Source organism: Thiocapsa bogorovii (assembly GCF_021228795.1).
Taxonomy (GTDB): Bacteria; Pseudomonadota; Gammaproteobacteria; order Chromatiales; family Chromatiaceae; genus Thiocapsa; species Thiocapsa bogorovii.
The window spans coordinates 4665054-4685274 of the sequence record NZ_CP089309.1 but is presented as its reverse complement, the minus strand read 5'-3'; the positions used below and the strand labels follow the sequence as shown (position 1 = coordinate 4685274).

The window sequence follows — 20221 nt, the reverse complement described above, 5'->3', positions numbered from 1 at the left end:
GAGGGCGACCCATTCGGGTTGAGAGTGGGTTTTCGGTCGGCTCGCGAAACGTCGCAGCACGCATCAACGAATCGCTAAAACCCCGCGGAAACAAAACGCAAGTCATTAGGAGCGAAACCGTGTCCCTTCATTCCAAAGACGAAGTCCGCTCAGAGCTTCTCGACGACGTGTTCGCATCGGCCGACCTCTCGGTCGTCATGCCGAAGTACAGGATGCCCGAGCATGAGCATGATCCCCGGCACGCCTTCAGCGTGGTCGCCGATGAGCTGATGCTCGACGGCAACTCCAGGCAGAACCTGGCGACCTTCTGTCAAACCTGGCTGGAGCCGGAAGTCCATAAACTCATGGACATCTGCGCCGACAAGAACATGATCGACAAGGACGAGTACCCGCAGAGCGCCGAGATCGAGGCGCGCTGCGTGCACATGTTGGCCGATCTATGGGGCTCGCCCGACGCCGCCAACACCCTGGGCTGCTCGACGACCGGCTCGAGCGAGGCGGCGATGCTCGGGGGCATGGCGATGAAGTGGCGCTGGCGGGAAAAGATGCGCGCCCAAGGCAAGCCCACCGACAAGCCGAACATGATCACCGGCCCAGTGCAGATCTGCTGGCACAAGTTCGCCCGCTACTGGGATGTCGAGCTGCGCGAGATCCCGATGGAGCACGGCCGCCTGCTGATGACGCCGGACGAGGTCATCAAGCGCTGCGACGAGAACACCATCGGCGTCGTCCCGACGCTCGGCGTCACCTTCACCTGCGAGTACGAGCCGGTCAAGGCCGTCTCCGATGCGCTCGACACGCTCCAGAAGGAGACCGGACTCGACATCCCCATCCACGTCGACGGCGCCAGCGGCGGCTTCCTGGCGCCGTTCTGCGCGCCGGACGTCGAGTGGGACTTCCGGCTGCCGCGTGTCAAGTCGATCAACACCTCGGGGCACAAGTTTGGGCTGGCTCCGCTGGGTTGCGGCTGGGTGATCTGGCGCGAGGCAGCGGACCTGCCTGAGGACCTGATCTTCAACGTCAACTACCTGGGCGGGAACATGGCAACCTTCGCGCTGAACTTCTCGCGCCCGGGCGGCCAGATCGTCTGCCAGTACTACAACTTCTTGCGTCTCGGCAAAGAGGGTTATCGGAAGATCCAGACTGCCTGCTACGAGACGGCCCGGTACCTGGCCGACGAGATCGGGAAGATGGGGCCGTTCGAGATCATGTACGACGGCGAGATGCGCTCAGGCATCCCCGCCCTGTGCTGGAAGATCAAGGACGGCTACGACACCAAGGGATACAACCTCTTCGACTTGGCCGACCGACTGCGCAGCCGTGGCTGGCAGGTGCCCGCCTATACCCTGCCCGCCAACGCACAGGACGTCGCGATCCAACGCATCCTGGTGCGACATGGCGTCAGCCGCGACCTGGCCTCGCTGTTGCTCGAGGACATGCGCCGTTGCCTTGACCACTTCGAACGGCATCCGATCAGCCGCTCTGTGACGGCGGCAGAGGCCAGTGGCTTCCATCACAACTGAGCCGCTGTCTTGAGTCGACCGCCGTCCGGTCGACGTACCGGGTGGCCGAACATTGTGCATTTTGGGAGAAGATCGGACATGCGTGCGCTGCTGCATCGAACACCCCATGCGGGGACTTTTCGCATCGCCTTACAGTTGGCGTTGATCGCCATCCTGACCCTCTGCGTTTTCCCTATCTTTTACCCACACTGGACACTGTATCTGATTACGGGTATCGTCCGCCCCCATGCACCTCTTCGGGCGGACATTCACCGGCGCGATCATCGCGCGCATCCGAGCCGCGGCAGCCGAGCCCGGCGTGACGCGCAGCGCGCTGTCGCGCCAAGTCTGCGGGTGGCTGGAGTGGTTCGGTGCCGACGGGCGGGCGCAGGAGGTCAGTTGCCGCAAGGCGTTGGTGGAGCTGGAGCGACGCGCGCTGGTGGTACTCCCCGCGGCCCGCCGCGCGGCGCCGCAGGCGCGCCCGGTCGCGGTGCTCGAGCCGTTCGAGGCGCCGGTCTTCAGTGGTCCGCTGGAGGCGCTCGGCCCGATCGAGCTGGTCGCGGTGGAGGATCGAGAACACGCCCTGCTGTACCGGCGCATGCTCACGTCGTACCATCCGTTGGGTGGCGGTCCGTTGTGCGGCGCGCAACAACGCTATCTGATCCGCTCCCCGGTGGTCGGCTGGCTCGGGGCCTTGGCGTTCAGCGCGGCGGCCTGGCAGCTGGCCGCACGCGATGAGTGGATCGGCTGGTGTGCGCATGCACGGCGCGCGAACCTCAACCGGGTGGTGGCCAATAGCCGGTTTCTCATCCTGCCGAGCATCGCGGTGCCCAATCTGGGCTCGCACGTGCTGGGGCTGGCCGCGGCGCGGGTACAGGCCGACTGGCCGGTGCGCTACGGCATCACCCCGCTGGTGCTCGAGACCTTCGTGGACGAGGCGCAGCATGCCGGCACGGTCTACAAGGCGGCCAACTGGCAGCGTCTGGGGGAGACGACCGGACGCGGCCGCGAGGATCGCACCAACAGCGGCGGGCGCGCCCACAAGGCCGTCTACGTGCTGGCGCTCACGCGTGAGTGGCGCGCGCCGTTGTGTCGGCGCCCGGCGCCCGTGCTGCGGCTGGCGCCACCGGCGGCGCCGACGGGCTCCTGGGCGGAGCAGGAGTTCGCCCGGGTGGACTTCCCCGATGCACGGTTGCGCCCGCGCCTGATCGGCTTGGCCGAGGCGTTCGGCGCCCATCCCACCGCCACCCTCGCCACGGCGTTGGATGGCGCCCCCCATCAGGTCAAAGCGGCGTATCGATTTTTGCACAATCCTCAAGTGGACCTGCAGACGCTCCTCCATCCCCATTACGAAGCCACCGCGGCGCGCATCGCCGCGCAGTCGCTGGTGCTGATCGCCCAGGACACCACCAGCCTCAATTACGATGCCCATGCCGCCACCACCGGACTGGGGCCGATCAACACCCGCCGCGACGGCGCCCAAGGGCTGAAGCTGCACGACAGCCTGGCGCTCACCCCCGAGGGCATCCCGCTGGGCCTGATCGACATCCAGGTCTGGGCGCGTGACCCACAGCAGACCGGGCAGGCCAAGGCACGCAAGGAGCGACCCATCGCCGAGAAGGAAAGCCACCGCTGGTTGAAGAGTTTCCAACGCACCGCCGAGGTCCAGACGCTGTGCCCGCAGACCCGCCTGGTCAACATCGCCGATCGCGAGGCGGACATCCATGAGCTGTTTCAGGCCGCCAGCGCCGATCCGGCCGGGACGCATCTGCTGGTGCGCGCCAGCCGCACCACCCAGCGCCAGGTCGACGCCGAGGACGAGATCCAGCCGCTGTGGGAGCTGTTGCCCCGCCAACCGGTGCTCGGCGGCTGTGTGCTGCACATCCCCGGGCGCGGCGGCCGACCCGCGCGCACCGCGGCGTTGGAGCTGCGCGCCGTCCCGATCGAACTGCAACCGCCCAAGCGGCTCAAGGGCGCGGCACCCCTGAGGCTGTGGGCCATTGATGCCCGAGAGATCAACCCGCCGCAGGACCAAGAGCCCATCGAGTGGCTGTTGCTCACCACGGTGCCGACCACGACCCTGGAGGAGGCGCTCGAGCGCCTGCGCTGGTACGCCGCGCGCTGGAACATCGAGGTGTTTCACCGCACCCTCAAAAGCGGCTGCCGCATCGAGGATCGCCGCCTCGGCGATGCCGACAGCCTGCAGGCGTGTCTGGCCATCGATCTGGTCGTCGCCTGGCGGGTGATGGATCTGGCCAAACGCGGGCGCGAGACCCCGGACATCCCCTGCACGGTCTTCTTCGAGGAGGCCGAGTGGCAGGCCCTGGCCTGCCATCATCAGCGCTCGCCCACCCCGCCGCAGACCCCGCCGAGCCTCGGCGAGGCCATGCGCATGGTCGCCCGGCTCGGCGGCTTTCTCGGGCGCAACGGCGACGGCGATCCCGGGGCCACCGTGCTGTGGCGTGGCCTGAACCGGCTTACCGACATCACCGAGACCTTCGCCATCTTCTACCCCTCGATCCCGGCTGGGCCCTGAGGGCTGTGTCCAGTGTGGGCAATAGATAGGCGTTTTCCAGGGGGTTCAAGCTGCCGACACCGGGACGACCCAAGACAGCGCGATTTGGATCGTCGCCACGTTTCAGGAGCATCCTGAACTTGCGATCTTCCTGGCACTCGCCCTCGGCTATTGGATCGGGGCCATCAAGTTCGGCAGCTTCAGCCTCGGTGCGGTGACGGGCACGCTGCTGGCCGGCGTGCTCATCGGCCAGCTGGACATTTCCGTCTCGAGCCAGGTGAAATCGATCTTCTTCCTGATGTTCCTGTTTGCCGTCGGATACGGCGTTGGCCCTCAATTCGTGCGCGGTATCGCCCACGACGGCGCGCCGCAGGCGCTGTTTGCGGCACTGATTTGCGTCCTCTGCCTGGCGACGGCGTATGGGGCAGCCAAAGTTGCGGGTTACGACATCGGCTTTTCCGCCGGACTCTATGCCGGGGCCACGACGATTTCCGCATCGATCGGGCTCGCGACCGACGCAATCAACCGGGCCGGGATCGAGAACGCGCAACAGGCACTCAATCACATCCCCATCGCCTACGCCGTCACCTACCTGTTCGGGACGATCGGGACCGGCATGATTCTCGCGTATCTCGGCCCGACGCTGCTGCGCGTCAATCTGGCCGAGGAATGCAAGCGCTACGAGCGCGAACATTCCGCCGGCGAGCCGGAGGGCGGCATGGCGCTGGCTTGGCATCAACTCAGTCTGCGCGCCTTCAAGCTGAAGCCGGATGGACAGGTAGCGGGAAAGACGGTTGCTCAGGCCGAGTTCTTGCACCCGGAAGCGCGTGTATTCATCGAACGGATCCGACGTAACGGCGAGATGATCGAATTCGACGCGGATACGGTGCTCGAGGCGGGCGACATCGTCGCCGTATCGGGATCCACCACGGCCCTGGTGACCGTCATCGAGCCGCATGCCGAAGAAGTCGCAGACCAGGAGCTCGAGAACGTGCCGGTCGAGTCGGTTGACGTCTTCGTGCAGCAGAAAAAGGTCAATGGCAAGACGCTCGTGGAACTGAGCAAAGAAGGATTCGCCAGAGGCGTCTACCTGACGAAGATCACGCGAGGCGCGACTTCGGTCGAAATTCCTATCTTGGCCCAGACCAAGATCTATCGTGGCGACATCCTGAAGATTTCAGGCTCCAAGGTTCACACGGATCGGCTCATCGCCGCGCTCGGCTACGCCGATCGGCCGGCGACCGCGACCGACGTGGTCTATGTCGGCGCCGGTATTGTCCTGGGTGGCCTTATTGGCGCCCTGGTACTGCCAGTCGGCGGGGTACCCATTACACTCTCCACATCCGGCGGCGCGCTGATCGCCGGCCTCATCTTCGGATGGCTGCGGTGCGTTCATCCGACGTTCGGCCGCGTTCCTGCACCTGCCCTTTGGATCATGAACTCCGTCGGCCTCAACGTCTTCATCGCCGTGGTGGGCATCTCCGCGGGTCCAGGATTCATCGCCGGTTTGCAGGAGGCCGGCCTTGGCCTGTTCTTCTGGGGAGTTGCCGTGACGTCGATACCGATGCTCCTCGCCCCCTACATCGGCAAGTATCTGTTCAAGTTCGACCCGGCCATCAATCTCGGCTGCTGCGGGGGTGCGCGCACCAGCACCGCCTCCGTCGCCATGGTCGGCGACAAGGCCCAAAGCAATGTGCCGTTGCTCGGCTATACCGTGCCCTACGCTGTCAGCAATACGCTGCTCACCCTCTGGGGCATGGTCATCGTGCTGCTGCTGGTCTAGCGATGCGGCCTGGCGCCGCATCGAGTCAAGACACCATCCGGTAGAAGAGGATTACGATCATGGACATTCAAGCATTCTCGAAGTTGATGCAGCTCAGTCCGTTCGAGGTCAAGGACACGCTGATCGCTCAAGCATCGAGCCATCCAGAGCGGTTGATGCTCAACGCCGGCCGCGGCAACCCGAACTGGGTGGCGACCATCCCGCGGCATGGCTTCTGGCAGCTTGGCCTCTTTGCCATGAACGAGTCGCAGCGCTTCCTCGGCCACATCCCCGAGGGCGTCGGCGGTCTGCCCGAGAAGGCCGGCATCGAGGCACGCTTCGAGATCTTCGTCAACGCGAACCACGCGGTTCCCGGCGTCCAGTTTCTCCACGCCGCCGTGGCCTATGTGCGCGACCAACTGGGGCTGTCGGCGGCGGACTTCCTCCACGAGATGGTCTGCGGCATCCTCGCTTGCAACTATCCGGTGCCCGACCGGATGCTGGGCCTCACGGAGGACATCGCCAAGCATTTCCTCATTCGCGAAATGTGCGACGGCAAACCCCTGCTTGGCGGCATCGATCTTTTTGCCACCGAGGGTGGCACGGCGGCGATGACGTATATCTTCAACACCCTGCGCGAGAACAAGATCCTGAATCCAGGCGACAAGATTGCCGTCGCCCGCCCCATCTTCACGCCCTATTTGGAGATCCCCGCCCTCAACGATTATCAGCTGGAGATGGTCTACGTCGATGCCGACGTCGGACAAGGTTGGCAGATCCCCGAGGCCGAGCTCGACAAGCTGCTGGACCCGGCGGTCAAGGCCTTCTTCCTCGTCAACCCCAGCAACCCACCATCCGTTCAGATCGGGGAGAAAGGGCGCCAGAAGCTCGTCGATATCATCACCAACCAGCGCCAAGACCTCATCCTGTTGACGGACGACGTCTATGGCACCTTCGTTGATGGGTTCGTGTCCCTGTTCGCGGTGTGCCCACAGAACACGATCCTCGTCTACTCCTGGTCAAAGTTCTACGGGGCGACGGGCTGGCGGCTTGGCGTCATCGCCCTGCACCAGGACAACGTCCTTGACCGCAAGCTCGCGGAGCTCGCGGAAGCCGACAAGAAGGCGCTCGATGAGCGCTACGGCTCTTTAACGCTGGAGCCCCGAAAGATCAAGATGATCGACCGCTTTGTCGCCGACAGCCGCAGTGTCGCGCTCAATCACACCGCGGGCCTGTCGACACCACAGCAAGTGCAGATGGCTTTGTTCTCATTGTTCTCTTTGATGGACACGGCTGACCGTTACAAAGACGCGATGAAACGGCTGGTCCGCGCGCGCCACGATACGCTGTATCGATCCATGGGACTCGAGGTCAAGCGTGATGACGACAGCTCGGACTACTACACCGAGATCGACCTGGAAACAATAGGCGAAGCGCTCTACGGTCGCGATTTCGTCGATTGGCTCCTGAAGCAGATTATCCACGGGGAGCTATTGTTCAGAATTGCGGACGAGGCCGGTGTCGTGCTGATGCCGGGCGGTGGTTTCGGCGACACCCATCCCTCGGCGCGCGTCTCGCTCGCCAATCTCAACGAGTACGACTATGCGGCCATGGGAACAGCGGTCCGTAAACTGCTCGACGCCTACTATCAAAGATTCCAGCAGGCGCATCCAGGCTAAACCGCGTCCAGAGTGAAATGCGTAATTTTCGTTCTGTGTTCAATGATGTAGATTTCAGCGACCTCGGTGGGGACGCGGTTTAGAAATTGATATTTTTTAATCTTTTAAACCGCGCCTCACCGAGAAGTCCGTCATGGCGCAAAGCTAGAGAACGCCACAAAATGACGTTTCTCGCTCTGGGCGCGGTTTAGGTGAGACGATTAAACCGCGTCCGGAGCGGTATGCGTCGTTGCTTGGACTCGGTCGGTCTCGTGCAATCCAACGAGCATCTGCGCTGACGCGGTTTAGAAGCCGCTTGGATGGAAAGCAGATCCAGCAACAAGCAACGCCCTATCCGACCGCGACTGTTTCATATGTGCAAACGATACATCTTTCACGGCCACGGCGGTCAAGCTCGGCAGCCCCTGCTTGCCGCCGTGGCGGCGCGCTGCGTGCTGGCGGCTGTGATTTTTCTAATAAGCGTCCCGCCGAGCTTGGCGCAGCAAGAGATCGGGACAGGATCACGACATGGCTACCATGTTCAACTCCACGAGCTCAGCTTCGCGAACCCCGAACCGACGTTGCCTGTGCCGCGGCATGAAGCGATCGAACAGATGCCGTTCTTCGCCGATACCAAGTTCGACGCGCAGTTGAAAACCTTCTATTTGACCCGCGACAAATTCGATCCCAGCCGCGTTGCGGCATGGGCGCTCGGCGGCTCGCTCAGTTACCGCTCGGGCTACCTGCGGGATCTCGTCAGGATCGGCGCCGTCGGCTACACCTCTCAGCCCCTTTGGGCACCCGAGGAGTACGACGGCACGCAGCTGCTGAAACTGGGGCAGGAGGGTTACACAGTCCTCGGACAGGCCTACGCCGAGGCGAAGCTCACCGATAGCATCTTCGCGGCGCTCGGTCGCAAGGCATACGAGACTCCCTACATCAACAAGCACGATGTGCGAATGACGCCGAACACCTTCGAAGGCGTCACCGTCTACGGTACCGCCGGAGGTGTCGAGGGGTCTCTGCCAGCCTGGCGCTTCGGCGGAGGGTTCATTTCCAAAATCAAAAACCTCGACTCCGATGAATTCGTCTGGATGTCAGAGCGAGCCGGCGCACCGGACGACGTCGAACGAGGCGTCTACCTGGCCGGCGTCAATTACCAAAACGGCGGCTTGTCCGTCGGCGCAATCAATTACTACTCCGCGGACATCATCAATATCTTCTACGCCGATGCGACGTATCAGCTACCGGCGATCAACGGCTACAAGCTGACGTTGGGCGGGCAGTATTCCGATCAACGCAGCACCGGATCGAACCTGCTGACGGGCGCCTCCTTTTCGACGCGGCAGTGGGGCCTTAAAGCCGACATGGGCATTGCCTCCGCGGTGCTGACGCTGGCGTATACCGGCACCGCCAATGGGGCCGATATGCGTAGCCCTTGGGGTGGGTATCCGGGGTACACCAGCGTGCAGGTGGAGGACTTCGATCGCGCGGGCGAGGACGCATGGATGTTCAAGGTCGCCTATGACTTTTCGCGCCAAGGCGCAAAAGGCTTGACGGCCTATGCGTTGGCAGTGCTCGGCAACAACGTGAGCGCGCCGTATCGCAACCAGAACGAATACGACCTCAATCTGCAGTGGACGCCTGATCGGGGGTTGTTGAAAGGCGCATCCTTTCGGCTGCGTTACGCCCGCGTCGATCAGCGCGGCAGTGGCGATGAAGCCCTGAACGATTTCCGCCTCATCGCCACCTACGATTTTTGACGGCCCGTCAAGCCCTGGGAGACATGCCATGCAGCGCTTGGACAAGGACGTCGCGGGTCTCTGGTGACGGGCTGATCTCCCGGGACCTCGTCGGTATCCGGCAGTCGCCTAAGCTGTCTTCGATCAAAGCGGCATCCGCCCGGGCGTTCAGTTGGGCATCGCATCTCGGCTTGCTACCGGTGTGCTACTCATTCCCCGTCAGAGCCTCCCATCGATCATCATGCGCTTCCCCTCCGCTCCCGGCCGCCGGGCGCCTGTCCAATGCATTCTGCCGGTGCTGCTTTTCTTGCTGGCGTTGCTTGTCTCCGCTGCGCCAGGCGACGCGCCCGCGGGCGACCCGCAACCGCTGAATCCGCCAGCGACCTCGAGCCCGCGCGACACCCTGCGGGGCTTCCTGGACGCCGCCGATCGGCTCGCCGCGAAGAAGCGCGAGCGCGGCGGATTCGACGAGTCCAGCTATCGCCTGCTGCGCCGCGCCGCCGCTCTGCTGGATTTCAGCGCCACGCCCCATGGCGACAATTGGGCGGAGCGCATCCTGCGGGTCGCGCTGCTGCACGATGTCCTGAGCCGTATCCCGCTGCCGTCGGAGAGCGAGGTCCCGGACGGGGACGCGGTGGCGGACGGCGTGCTCGGCGCGTGGCAGATCCCCGGCACATCGATCCGCATCGCGCGCGTGGAGGCGGGTCCGCGCGCCGGCGAGTTCCTATTCTCCGCTGAGACGGTGGCCGCCGCCGACCGCATCTATCGGCGGGTAAAGGAACTGCCCTACCGTGACGATGCGACGCCCGGCGTCTATGAGCAGGTCGTCGCGCTGACCGGGGGCGACGGGGTCTACGAGAGCCAGACCAAGCTGCAACAACGCCTGCAGCCCGTGGACACCGACAGCCCGCGCGCGACCCTGAACGGCTTCCTGGACAGCATCAATAAGGCCTACGCGCTGGTGATGGAGGCGAATCGGGCGCTCAGCGCGCGGCCCCCGCGCATGAGCCGGGCGCAGGCCAGGGAGGTCGAAGCGCGGGCCACACGCCTGCTGGAGCGTGCAACGGGCGTGCTCGACCTCAGCCGGATGCCCGAGGCGCTGCGACTCGAACTCGGTGAGGAGGCGGCGCTGATGTTGAAGGAGGTCATCGATCGGCTGATCCTGCCGCCGCTGGATGCGGTACCCGACGAGATCATGGTGGCAGCGGCGCGTGAGGGGTCGCTCGGCCCCTTCACGCAGGCCGCCGGGTCCTTGCGCTGGCGCCTGCCGAGCACCGAGATCGAGATCGTCGAGATCACCGAGGGCGACCGTCAGGGCGAGTTCCTGTTCAGCGCCGAGACGGTCACGACGATTCGCGACGCCTTCGCCGCGGTGCGCGATCTGCCCTACCGCAAGGCCGCCTTTTCAGGGACCGAGTTCGACTATCGCTCGCCGGAGACGTCCGCGGGCTTCTACGACTACTTCGTCGCCACCCCAGGGCACCTGGTACCGCGCTCGCGCCTGTCGGGCGAGCTGATCGACCGCCTGCCGCCCGGGCTCAAGGCCCTGCACGGCGGCCAGACCGTCTGGCAGTGGCTCGCATTGCTGTCCTCCCTGGCGCTGACGGTGTTGGCCTCGGTCCTGCTGACGACCCGCATCAAGCGGTTGTCGAAACAGATGGTCGGGTCCTATGGCCGGTTTCTGCGCATCCTGGCACCCATCGCCATCGCCATCCTCGTCACCGTCGTCCTCGAGGTCCTGGAGAACCAGGTCAATATCACCGGCGACCTGTTCACCGCGGTTGCGCTCGGCGGCAAGGCCATCATCGTCGCCATGGTCGTCTGGGCCGTGTTCGCGCTGTGCAAGGCGGTGGCCGAGGCGGTCATCGCCGCGCCCGGCATGAAGATCAAGGAGGACAGCATCGACGCCACCATGTGGCGCATCGGCGCCCGCATCCTGGGCTTTCTGCTCAGCGTCCTGCTCCTCATCCGGGGCATGCAGCTCCTCGGCGCCGACCTGGTGCCGCTGCTGGCCGGCCTGGGGGTCGGCGGCCTCGCCGTTGCGCTGGCCGCCCGCGAGACACTCACCGACGTCTTCGGCTCGCTGATGATCCTGGCCGATCGTCCCTACCGCATCGGCCACTGGGTGGTCATCGGCGACAAGGAGGGCACGGTGCAGAGCATCGGCCTGCGCAGCACCCGCATCCGCACCTTCTACGACTCGGTGCTGACCATCCCCAACTCGACGGCCGTCTCCAGCATCGTCGACAACATGGGCATGCGCAGCTGGCGGCGCGTCAAGACGATGGTCGGTATTCGCTACGACACCCCGCCGGAGCGCATCGAGGCCTTCCTGGAGGGCATCAAGCGCATCATTCAGACCAACCCGACCACGCGCAAGGACCTGTTCCATGTGGTCCTGAACGACTTCGGCCCGGACCACTTAGCGATCCTGCTCTACTTCTTCTTCAAGGTGCCGGATTGGTCCGCGGAGCTGGTGGAGCGCCAACGCATCTTCCTGGAGATCATCCGCCTCGCCCATGCCCTCGGCGTACAGTTCGCATTCCCGACCCAGACGCTGGAGATCGAGACCTTCCCCGGCCAGCCGGAGCGGGAGCCGGTGCCCGACGCCGGCGCGCAGGAGCTGCGCGCCATCGCCGAGAGCTACGCGAGCACCGCCGGCGCCAGCCGTCCCCGCGGGCTCGGCATCTTCGTGCCGCCGCATGAGGAAGGCAAAACGCGCGGCTGAGCGCTCGGCTGCGGGCGCGGCGACCGCGCGGTCGCTTCAGTTTGGGAGCAATTCCGGCACCGGCATCCCGCGCGGCTGGTTTCGAGTCACCGACGAACAGGCGCTGGCGCGTGAGGTGCTCGCGCAGCGGGCCGTGCGCAGTGCCGCGGGCCTTGATCATCGCTCCGGCCACTTCGGCCCGCAGATCGCGTAGCCAGGCCATCTTGGCCTGATACCCTCAGCACTGGAAGCCCTGACGACGCAGGGCTTGCCGGAGCTTGGCCGGGACAATGGTCAGGGCCTTCAAGAGCGCAGCCCGATCACCGTCGGCATCGCCGAGAAAGATGTCGGGCCGTTCGTTGCCGCGTGCCCGTCACGTGACATGGCGCTCGGGCAAACTCCAGCCGCATAGGTCTTGCCACTGCCGCACCGCTGAGAGATTACACCCCAAACAACTTAGCCGATTGCCGGAATGAAACGTACCAACTGGCGCCGGATTCTCGTTCGCCACGGCGCCACCGAACTGACGGCCGAAGACCGCTTCGCCGGAGCAACCGATGTCCCCTTGTCCGAAGAGGGACGCGGTCAGGTCCGGGCCTTGGCCGAGCGACTGCGTTGCGACACCCTGGACGCAGTGTACGCGAGCCCGATGGGCCGAACCCTGGAGACGGCGCGCATCATCGCCGACCCCCACGGTCGGGAGCCGCAGACGGACCCGGACCTCCGTGAGATCGACTACGGCCGCTGGGAGGGCCGGACCCGTGATGAGGTGGAGACCGAGTTCGCCGACGAATACGACGCCTGGCAGGAGGACCCGCTGACCATCGCCCCGGCCGGCGGGGAGTCCGGCATCGCCGTGCTCGCCCGGGCGCTGCCGGTGATGCGCCGGATCGTGCAGCAGCATGCACACCGCTCCGTGCTGGTGGTTTCGCACAAGGGCACCAATCGGCTGCTGGTGAGCAGCCTGCTGGGCTTCGATGCACGCGGCTACCGCGACCGGCTCGACCAGAGTCCGGCGGCGCTGACCATCCTCGATTTCGCCAGCGTCACCCGCGCCCGGCTGCGCGTCTTCAACGACGTCTCGCACTACGAGGGCGTGCCGCCGCGGGTCCTGCAGCGGCGTCTCTCGCGCTGGTGGAGCCTGCCGGGTCGCTGAGACCTACACGATCTCGGCGCCTGCGGGTTACGGTGACAGTACGGAATGGACCTATTTGATCGGTCGGCTGCCAGGGAAGGAACCTAAGTGCAAATTATTGTACGTTGCGTCAAGGAGAGCGTGCACAAAATGAGAGAGATGACCTTAAGCCCGGACTCCAGCCTGTGACCTGGGACTTAGAAGATGAATAGCGGACAGGATATATCACCCGAGGTTCTTGATGCCGTGCGACGCACGCATTCGCACATTGTTGAGCTGTTCTCCAACCCTGACCTTTCACGCCCCGGCGTTTCTGTCGAAGACGTAGGTGCCGAACGAGACGTTCTTCTATGGGTCAAGGAAGCCGGAGCGACTCTCTCGCCCCGGCCAGAGGATCATGTCGAGGCCCGCCCCCTGTGTCAGGTTAGATGTCGCTGAACTCGTTGCGCGTCCCGATGTCGCTGGCTCTTACTCAGTCCATGCCCGCCCTGAGGTCCACCAATGCTTTGTCGAAGCTGTCGACCTTGATCAAGCCAAGGCGCGGGTACTCGATGTCGATGATGATGAACACCGCAATCGCCATGACGGCGGGGAAGGCGATGACGTGTAGCCAACTGCGTGAGCGACCGCCGGACATGCCATAACCGGCGAGCAAGGCGCTCGCCAAGGCCATGAGATAGAGCAGTCCATAGATGACCGTCGGCGGATGCATCTGCGCCGCCATGGTCCGCGAACTGGCGATGTCGAACATCTCGTTCAGGGCCGGTAGCAGCAGTTTGATCGCGTCCGGCATCGCGCCGGTCTGTTGGCCGTCGGCGAGGGCCGCGTTCCAGATGTCCTTTTGCATGTCATTCGCCGTCCCGAGCGCGGCATACGCGGCCTCCAAATCGGGTAGTAAGCGATACACGTTCAAGCGGGCATCCAGGTACTGCCGAAACATCTCCCGCATCGCCGGCTGGGTGTTGGCCGGCAGCAGATCGAGCCGCAGATAGGCGGTACCGATTGCGTTGCTCTCTTGGACGACGAGATCGCGGCGCGCATCGAAACGCGACGCGGCTCCGGAGAACGTGAACGCGATCAACAGACCGAGTAATGCAAAGACGGCCCCTTCGACGGCGCCTGTACCGGCTCGCGCACCTTCCGGATCGCTGGCGAGCCGCTTGTTACCGACACGGCGGCCGACCTCGAGTAGGACGAGCATCGCGAAAAACAAGGCGATGGCAGTCAGCGTTGTGCTGAAGGCTTGGTACATGAATCGATTCCTGGTCAATGTGCAGTGGGTGGATCAGGTTTGTCGTCCGGTAACGCGTGCGTTTGCCAGTGTCGTTGTCCGGCCGGCGACTCGCCGATGGTTTGATTGGTCAGCATGAGGCTGCGATGTGATGCTCAACAGCATCAACGCAAAGCCCGCGATCACTCGACCCGTTCGAAATCGCCCGGCTTCCAGGTCTTGTCAAACCAGGGTGCCAGCGGGCCATAGAGCCGCAGCAGCGTATTCCAACCCTTGCCCGGCATGGTCTGAACCCAGTTGCCTTCCTTGCCTGCGGGCGCTTCCGGGCCGAACCAGACGGTGTAGGAACCGTCTGCGTTGGCCACCAGGTCGGGGCTGTTGCTGTCGATGCCGGCGGCCTTCTGGTCGGTCTCCAGCATCGACCGGGTCTGGTTGTCGTACACCATGAACGACCAGAAGTCCTTCATCGGGATCGGTGCGGGCAGTGTGATGCTGTAGGTCTTGCCGCCATCGAGGTAGTCGCCGTTCGCATCCCGTTCGGCATAGGCATAGACCGAACCCTTCCCGACCACCGGCTGCGCCATCGCAGGTGTGATCCCGGTGGCGTAGTAGTGGAACAGGACACGGGAATCGAGCATCCGTTCGCCGTCGTCGTAGAACTCGGAACTGCCGCCGATGAAGTTAGTCTTCCACTGACGGTCCGGGTAGTAGAAGCCGCGCTGGTCGCGCTGGGCGAAAATGATCGCCCGCGCGGTGGCGTTGCCGACCGCGACCGCGTCGGTCAGGATCGCGCGCATCCTGTCATCCGGAGCGAAGGGCTGGCCCTTCTTGATGCCGATGGAAGCCAGCGTGCCGACCAGTTCAGCCGGCAAGGCATCGGCGCGTTCCTTCTGGATGATAGCGTTGATCTCTTCGTAGAACTCGAAATCGTTGGCGTGGACCGTGTTGAACTTCAGCCCCGACAGGTTGACGAACCTCGTTTCCGGCGGGTTGTCACGCTGCGCCCACGGGTAGACCCGCATCGTATCCTTTACTCCTTTCGCGCCCGCCGCCAGGTCGCCGTTCATGATCCGGCTCAACTGCCAGACGGTGTAGGTGGGTGACTTGATGATGAAGTAACCCTCGCCGGGCAACTCGCCCTCGTATCCCGGGGGAACCAGCAGGTATTTGCCCCCCTTGCCCTGGTCAGGCCCGGTCACGCCCACGTCGACGACATGCCGAAAATAGGCGTCGTCCAGCGGTCCGAGCAGGCCGGGCGAAGCTTCCAGAACGACCGGACCGTTCTCCAGGTCAAAGCAGTGCGTGACATAGGCGGTTGTGGTCTGGGCCGTCAGAAAAATCGACCTGGCGTCCATGAGCGTTTCGAAAATGCCAAACGTCTGATCGTCGACCCCGGCTCCTTCCAGCAGGCCGTTGCACATCGCATAGATCGATGCCGCTGGTACGCCGTCAAGAAAGGCTTGGACGCCCCGCATGAAATCCAGATTGTCGTAGACAAGGGTGACGGTTGCATCGTCCGGCGCGCCATCCTTGAAGCGCAGCGTGCCCAGCCGCGTCTCGACCGTGTCGGGAGTCAGGATGCTTTCAGGGACGTCCGCCTTGTACTTTGGTTCGGCAAGTGCCGGGGTGCCAGCGACAAGCGCCAGCGCAATCCCGCTCACCATTGTCTTGATCAGTCTCATCTGTCTACCTTTCGGGTTCTGCTGTGCTTGGGGTGGCCGCAAGCGCGGATCCAGCCGTTCGGGTCCTTCCGCTTCGGTTGCTTGCCTCATTCGATCACTTGGTGGGCTGCATTTCGGGGAAGACCCATTCGCCCGAGATGACCTCGGGCATCGGGCGGTATACCCGTGCCACGTAGTTCCAACCTTCGGTGATCGGGATGCAGTTGATGCGCCCGTCGTCACAGCCGCCGGCATTGATCGTGATGCTGCCATCCGCATTTCTCTCGGCGGTGACGTTGTTCAGCGCGACCCGGTTCAGATCGTTCGGCTTGAGGTAGTTGTCCTCACCATAGACCGTGATCGACCAGAAGCCTTTTTCCTTCATCGGCACGTCCTTGACGGTCACCGAGTAGGGCGTCTTGCCGTCGTTCATCGCCGGCGAATTGGAGAAGTAGATCGTGCCCTCTTTCGGGTTGCCGCCCCAGCCGGCCGCGGTGCCCATCTTGAATTTCAGCGGGTCGAGCTGGGATCTGTCGCCGAAAAATTCCCTGGTGTCCGTTACCGTGGAGGCCAGAACCGCGAGGGCGTCGCGAACCCTGAGAAGCGACTCCATGTCCCATTCGGGCACGTTGAAGCTGCCCGCATCGGCCTGACTGACCTTCACCTGATCCTGCAGCGCGTTCGCCTTGGCGATGTCGTCCTTGTCGGTGGCGTCCATGAAGACGCGCAGGGGGATGATCACGTAGCGCGTGCCGACCATTTCCTGCGTCAGCGTGAATGTGGCCGGCGCGTATTGGATCGGAAGCATCGAGTGATCCTGGTTGATGATCAGCGCCGACATGAAGCGCTCGCCCGTATCCGGCAGCGTGATGGTGACCGGTGTGGTCAGATCGAACACGCCGAACGAATACAGCGTGTCGACCTGCATCCGCACCACCGCCTGTTCGTCGATGGGGACGGGGTCGCGGATATGGTGGAATTTACCGAAACCGCCGAGGTCGACGTAGTCTTTCATCGTCCGATCGGTTTCGGCGCGTTCGAAATTATCCACGGTGACCTGCTCGGCGCCCGATGCGATGGCGACGCCGGCGAGGACGACCGTGGTCGCCAGGACCATGATGAAGGTTCTTGCACGCATGATTGTCGGCCTGTGGGGGATTGCTGGACGGTTCGTAGACGGCAGAAACTGCATGCGAAACGCGCTTTCTCGGCGCGCCTTCCGCTCTGGAAATAGCCGCTTACATTAGCAGCATCGTGTTCTCGGGCGTCAGACAAACAGGCCCAAAAAATTGATATTTTGGCTCAGTCGCGGAAGGGACCGATGTCCGCCAACAGGCGAGAACCCGCCAGGTCATCGAACCTATTTGGATTTCGCCTTCCGAGCTTCTGTTGCCCGATACTGCAATGGAGTCATGCCGGTGATGCGCACGAACGCCCGGTCGAAGGCGCTGACTTCGGCATAGCCGGCTCGCAACGCGATCTCGGTGACGGGTACTCGAGTCTCTTTCAGTGCGGCTTTGGCGATCTCTTCGACGACGCCGTCGCGCAACCTGCGATAGCTGAGATCCTCCTGCTTCAGGCGTCGTTTCAACGTGCTGACCGAGATGTTCAGTCTTCCGGCGATATCGGCCGCATTCGCCGATCCACTGTCCAGGCTCTTGAGAATGAGCAGCCTGACATGATCGGCCAGGTTCTCTTCTCTTGTTATTCTCGCAAGCAGATTGTCCGCATGTTGCGTCAATACACGAAGCAAGCTGGGATCGGCTGCGTTGATGCGATAACGCAGAACGTCAGTTGAAAATTCGATGCTATTGACGGCATGCTCGAAACGGAGGTTTGTGCCGAAGACCCCGCGCTGCTCCTGCAATTCATCAGGCGCTGCATGTGTGAAGGTCGATCTTGCCGGAACCCAATCAGCGGACGCACCTCGTCGGATGATGTGCACAAAGAATCCAAGGCTCCACTCGTTGTCGTGGCGCGCAGGTACAGTCGCGGGGGCGTCGACGCGATAGGTTAGTGAAGCCACGCCTTTGGCGATGGACAGATTCAACGCGGCGCCGAGATAGAACGTCGGAAAATACCGACAGGCGATTTCCAGCGCCTTGCCCACTGTGGGCGCATTCAGCAGAAGGTACCCATAGATCCCCAAGTCCGAGGTGTGAGCAAGCTCGATCATGCGCAAACCGAAATTGCTGTCTCCACTCAGCACCGCGCATTCGAGAAGAATGGTATTGACCATTTCAGGCGTGAGCGTCTCGGGAGATGACATCATCTGATGTATTTCTTCGGGTAGCCGCTGCCTCAGCTTCTGAGCATCCACCCCGCCCCGGACGAAAGTCTCGAGGAGCCAAGCTCCAGGCTGCTTGTTGTCGCTCAACTGATTACCCCACTATCCAGCGCCGACGGATGCCAGTTCTCGTTTCCTGCTCACACGCCCCGCTGCTGCATAGCAGTTCGGTCCCGGAATCGGGAATCCTCATTGACGTGGCCGGGCGAACACGCGGGTTGCTGACAGATCGGCCCTGTCCAACCTGAGAGTGCAATCCAGCCGTGAACAGATGACTCACCAAAGCTACTCGATCGTCGAGCAACGGCACGAGACAACGCTGCAGAAGCTCTCTCCCACAGGTTTTGCGCCCGACTACGGTGACACTTTACTCTTTGCGCCAATTTTCGCCGCCCTACGCTTGGCCAATGGCCTCACTCCCGCGCATCATCGTACCCGTCCCCTACCCCGTGACGCGATGCGGCAACAGGCGCCAACGCATCTTCGTGGAGGACGACGACTAAGCGCTGTGCAAGGACTGGCTGGCGAAGGCATGTCAGTCGTACGGCGTCGAGGCTTGGTCGTACTGCCTGATGCCGAACCAGGTCCATTTGATTCTGTGTCGCTTATGCTGACGACCCGCATCAAGCGGATTTCGAAACGGGTAGTCCGGCCCTACGGCCGGTTCATGCGCATCCTGGAGCCCATCGCCATCGCGCTCGGCGTGACCTTCGTCCTCAAGGTCTTGGAGAACGAGGTCAATATCACCGGCGGCCTCCTCACCGCCTTTGCGATCGGCGGCAAGCCCATCATCGTCGCCATGGCCGTCTGGGCCGTGTTCGCGCTGTGCAAGGCGGTGGCCGAGGTGGTCATCGCCGCGCCGCGCATGAGGATCAAGGAGGACAGCATCGACGCCACCATCTGCGGTCACAGAATCCTAACGATCAGCGCTTTACCGAGAGCAAGTTTCGCGGATCAATTCTTGCGGTCGGGCCAGGCGGCTGCATCGACTCGATCGGGCGCGTCAGCGCTCGGCGTCTGCTCGGCGGCTCGACGATGGCGAGCTGCCCCCCGGGCCGTCGTGCTAGCATCAACGCATCAACATGCGAGGTGCCATGATGCGAACGACCTTGGATATTGACGACGATGTGCTCGCCGCGGCGAAGGAGCGCGCTCGGTTGCGGAAGGTCTCCGCCGGCAAGATGGTGTCCGATCTGCTGCGCCAAGCGCTTTCCGGCGGCACGGCACAGGACGAGACGAGGCAACGTGGGGTGGCCGGATTTCGGCCCTTCGATGCTCGCGGCGTCATCGTCACGAACGACGACATCGATACCCTTAGAGACCGTGAAGGCGTCTGATGCGGGCGCTCTTGGACGTCAATGTGCTCATCGCGTTGCTGGATGCGAGCCACATGCATCACGACACCGCAATGCGCTGGTTGGAGCGTGAGCAGGCCCATGGTTGGGCATCCGGTCCGATCACGCAAAACGGCTGTATCCGGATCATGTCTCAGCCCGCCTACCCGGCGCCGTTGCCCGCGGCCGCGGTGGCGGCGCGGTTGGCCGAGGCCGTGACAGGGCCGGATCATCAGTTCTGGCCGGACGACCTGAACCCGGTTGTCGAAAAGACCCTGACCTGTGGACAAGTGCTGGGCCATCGCCAAGTCACCGACGCCTACCTGTTGGCGCTGGCCGTCAAGAACGGTGGGCGCTTCGTCACCTTACGATGCACGCGTGGCTTTGCAGACCGTCTTCGGCGCCGGGAAGGAGCACCTCACCGTCATCGCGTGAAGAGGTCCTGGATGCGGGGCCGGATGAGCGCACGTTGAGCGCGGCGCGCGACGGCGTGCTTGGCCGCCGTGACCATCGCCGGCAAGGCCGTGGTCGTCGACATGGTGGTCTGGGCCGTGTTCGGGCTGTGCCGGGCCATCGCCGAGTCGCTCATCGCCTCGCCGCGCACCCGGATCATCGAGCACAGCATCGATGCCACCATGTGGCGCATCGGCTCGCGCGTCCCGGGCTTCCTCCTCAGCGTCGCGCTGC

At 63.5% G+C, this 20221-nt stretch carries 16 protein-coding genes; 11 read left to right on the top strand and 5 right to left on the bottom strand.

The window, feature by feature from the left end:
* The first annotated feature begins 119 nt into the window (after window positions 1-119).
* The 8 genes from LT988_RS20825 (at window position 120) to LT988_RS20790 (ending at window position 13042) form a co-directional block, all read left to right on the top strand.
* A complete protein-coding gene (locus LT988_RS20825; RefSeq protein WP_232407397.1) occupies window positions 120-1523 on the top strand; it encodes a glutamate decarboxylase in 1404 nt (467 codons plus the stop codon).
* Between the two features lie 226 nt (window positions 1524-1749).
* Window positions 1750-4038 (top strand): IS4 family transposase, encoded by a 2289-nt coding sequence (locus tag LT988_RS20820; RefSeq protein WP_232407237.1) that lies wholly within the window; start codon window positions 1750-1752, stop codon window positions 4036-4038.
* A 25-nt stretch (window positions 4039-4063) separates the two neighbouring features.
* Entirely contained in the window at window positions 4064-5800 is a 1737-nt protein-coding gene (aspT, locus tag LT988_RS20815; RefSeq protein ID WP_332460586.1) for an aspartate-alanine antiporter, read from the top strand.
* 59 nt (window positions 5801-5859) lie between these two features.
* The gene (locus tag LT988_RS20810) at window positions 5860-7458 is read left to right on the top strand and encodes a bifunctional aspartate transaminase/aspartate 4-decarboxylase (RefSeq protein WP_232407396.1); all 1599 of its coding nucleotides are present in this window, start codon (window positions 5860-5862) and stop codon (window positions 7456-7458) included.
* A 353-nt stretch (window positions 7459-7811) separates the two neighbouring features.
* Window positions 7812-9200, top strand: coding sequence for an OprD family outer membrane porin (locus LT988_RS20805; protein WP_232407395.1), 1389 nt, complete (start codon window positions 7812-7814; stop codon window positions 9198-9200).
* A gap of 274 nt (window positions 9201-9474) precedes the next feature.
* On the top strand, window positions 9475-11907 hold the full coding sequence (locus LT988_RS20800; RefSeq protein WP_232407394.1) for a mechanosensitive ion channel family protein: 2433 nt from the start codon (window positions 9475-9477) through the stop codon (window positions 11905-11907).
* A complete protein-coding gene (locus tag LT988_RS20795) occupies window positions 11882-12100 on the top strand; it encodes a hypothetical protein (protein WP_232407393.1) in 219 nt (72 codons plus the stop codon). The genes LT988_RS20800 and LT988_RS20795 overlap by 26 nt, the downstream gene beginning before the upstream one ends.
* A gap of 258 nt (window positions 12101-12358) precedes the next feature.
* Window positions 12359-13042 carry a histidine phosphatase family protein gene (locus LT988_RS20790; protein WP_232407392.1) on the top strand — a complete coding sequence of 228 codons (684 nt, stop codon included), beginning with the start codon at window positions 12359-12361 and terminating at the stop codon, window positions 13040-13042.
* 451 nt (window positions 13043-13493) lie between these two features.
* On the opposite strand, the gene LT988_RS20785 is transcribed toward LT988_RS20790, so the two are convergent.
* The 4 genes from LT988_RS20785 to LT988_RS20770 form a co-directional block, all read right to left on the bottom strand.
* Entirely contained in the window at window positions 13494-14273 is a 780-nt protein-coding gene (locus LT988_RS20785; RefSeq protein WP_232407391.1) for a bestrophin-like domain, read from the bottom strand.
* A 161-nt stretch (window positions 14274-14434) separates the two neighbouring features.
* On the bottom strand, window positions 14435-15934 hold the full coding sequence (locus tag LT988_RS20780; protein ID WP_232407390.1) for a DUF1254 domain-containing protein: 1500 nt from the start codon (window positions 15932-15934) through the stop codon (window positions 14435-14437).
* 94 nt (window positions 15935-16028) lie between these two features.
* A complete protein-coding gene (locus tag LT988_RS20775) occupies window positions 16029-17051 on the bottom strand; it encodes a DUF1214 domain-containing protein (RefSeq protein ID WP_232407389.1) in 1023 nt (340 codons plus the stop codon).
* A 222-nt stretch (window positions 17052-17273) separates the two neighbouring features.
* Window positions 17274-18290, bottom strand: a complete 1017-nt coding sequence (locus tag LT988_RS20770) for an AraC family transcriptional regulator (RefSeq protein WP_232407388.1) — start codon at window positions 18288-18290, stop codon at window positions 17274-17276.
* A gap of 181 nt (window positions 18291-18471) precedes the next feature.
* Here LT988_RS20770 and LT988_RS20765 point away from each other — a divergent pair, with 181 nt between their 5' ends.
* The 3 genes from LT988_RS20765 to LT988_RS20755 are packed head-to-tail and all read left to right on the top strand — an operon-like array spanning window position 18472 to window position 20007.
* On the top strand, window positions 18472-19320 hold the full coding sequence (locus tag LT988_RS20765) for a hypothetical protein (RefSeq protein WP_232407387.1): 849 nt from the start codon (window positions 18472-18474) through the stop codon (window positions 19318-19320).
* Complete coding sequence (locus LT988_RS20760; RefSeq protein WP_232407386.1) at window positions 19295-19537, top strand: ribbon-helix-helix domain-containing protein; 243 nt, start codon at window positions 19295-19297, stop codon at window positions 19535-19537. The genes LT988_RS20765 and LT988_RS20760 overlap by 26 nt, the downstream gene beginning before the upstream one ends.
* Window positions 19537-20007, top strand: coding sequence for a TA system VapC family ribonuclease toxin (locus LT988_RS20755; protein WP_232407385.1), 471 nt, complete (start codon window positions 19537-19539; stop codon window positions 20005-20007). Before LT988_RS20760 ends, LT988_RS20755 begins: the two co-directional genes overlap by 1 nt.
* On the opposite strand, the gene LT988_RS20750 is transcribed toward LT988_RS20755, so the two are convergent.
* The gene (locus LT988_RS20750) at window positions 19959-20171 is read right to left on the bottom strand and encodes a hypothetical protein (RefSeq protein WP_232407384.1); all 213 of its coding nucleotides are present in this window, start codon (window positions 20169-20171) and stop codon (window positions 19959-19961) included. The two genes, LT988_RS20755 and LT988_RS20750, sit on opposite strands and share 49 nt — an antisense overlap.
* Window positions 20172-20221 lie beyond the last annotated feature (50 nt).

Excerpts from the sequence above, each read along its gene's own strand:
- LT988_RS20775 (WP_232407389.1), bottom strand. The coding sequence starts at position 17,051 with ATGCGTGCAAGAACCTTCATCATGGTCCTGGCGACCACGGTCGTCCTC.
- LT988_RS20810 (WP_232407396.1), top strand. The coding sequence starts at position 5,860 with ATGGACATTCAAGCATTCTCGAAGTTGATGCAGCTCAGTCCGTTCGAG.
- LT988_RS20795 (WP_232407393.1), top strand. The coding sequence starts at position 11,882 with ATGAGGAAGGCAAAACGCGCGGCTGAGCGCTCGGCTGCGGGCGCGGCG.
- LT988_RS20785 (WP_232407391.1), bottom strand. The coding sequence starts at position 14,273 with ATGTACCAAGCCTTCAGCACAACGCTGACTGCCATCGCCTTGTTTTTC.
- LT988_RS20750 (WP_232407384.1), bottom strand. The coding sequence starts at position 20,171 with ATGGTGGCATCGATGCTGTGCTCGATGATCCGGGTGCGCGGCGAGGCG.
- LT988_RS20790 (WP_232407392.1), top strand. The coding sequence starts at position 12,359 with ATGAAACGTACCAACTGGCGCCGGATTCTCGTTCGCCACGGCGCCACC.
- LT988_RS20780 (WP_232407390.1), bottom strand. The coding sequence starts at position 15,934 with ATGAGACTGATCAAGACAATGGTGAGCGGGATTGCGCTGGCGCTTGTC.
- LT988_RS20805 (WP_232407395.1), top strand. The coding sequence starts at position 7,812 with ATGTGCAAACGATACATCTTTCACGGCCACGGCGGTCAAGCTCGGCAG.
- LT988_RS20820 (WP_232407237.1), top strand. The coding sequence starts at position 1,750 with ATGCACCTCTTCGGGCGGACATTCACCGGCGCGATCATCGCGCGCATC.
- LT988_RS20755 (WP_232407385.1), top strand. The coding sequence starts at position 19,537 with ATGCGGGCGCTCTTGGACGTCAATGTGCTCATCGCGTTGCTGGATGCG.
- LT988_RS20765 (WP_232407387.1), top strand. The coding sequence starts at position 18,472 with ATGACTCACCAAAGCTACTCGATCGTCGAGCAACGGCACGAGACAACG.
- LT988_RS20760 (WP_232407386.1), top strand. The coding sequence starts at position 19,295 with ATGATGCGAACGACCTTGGATATTGACGACGATGTGCTCGCCGCGGCG.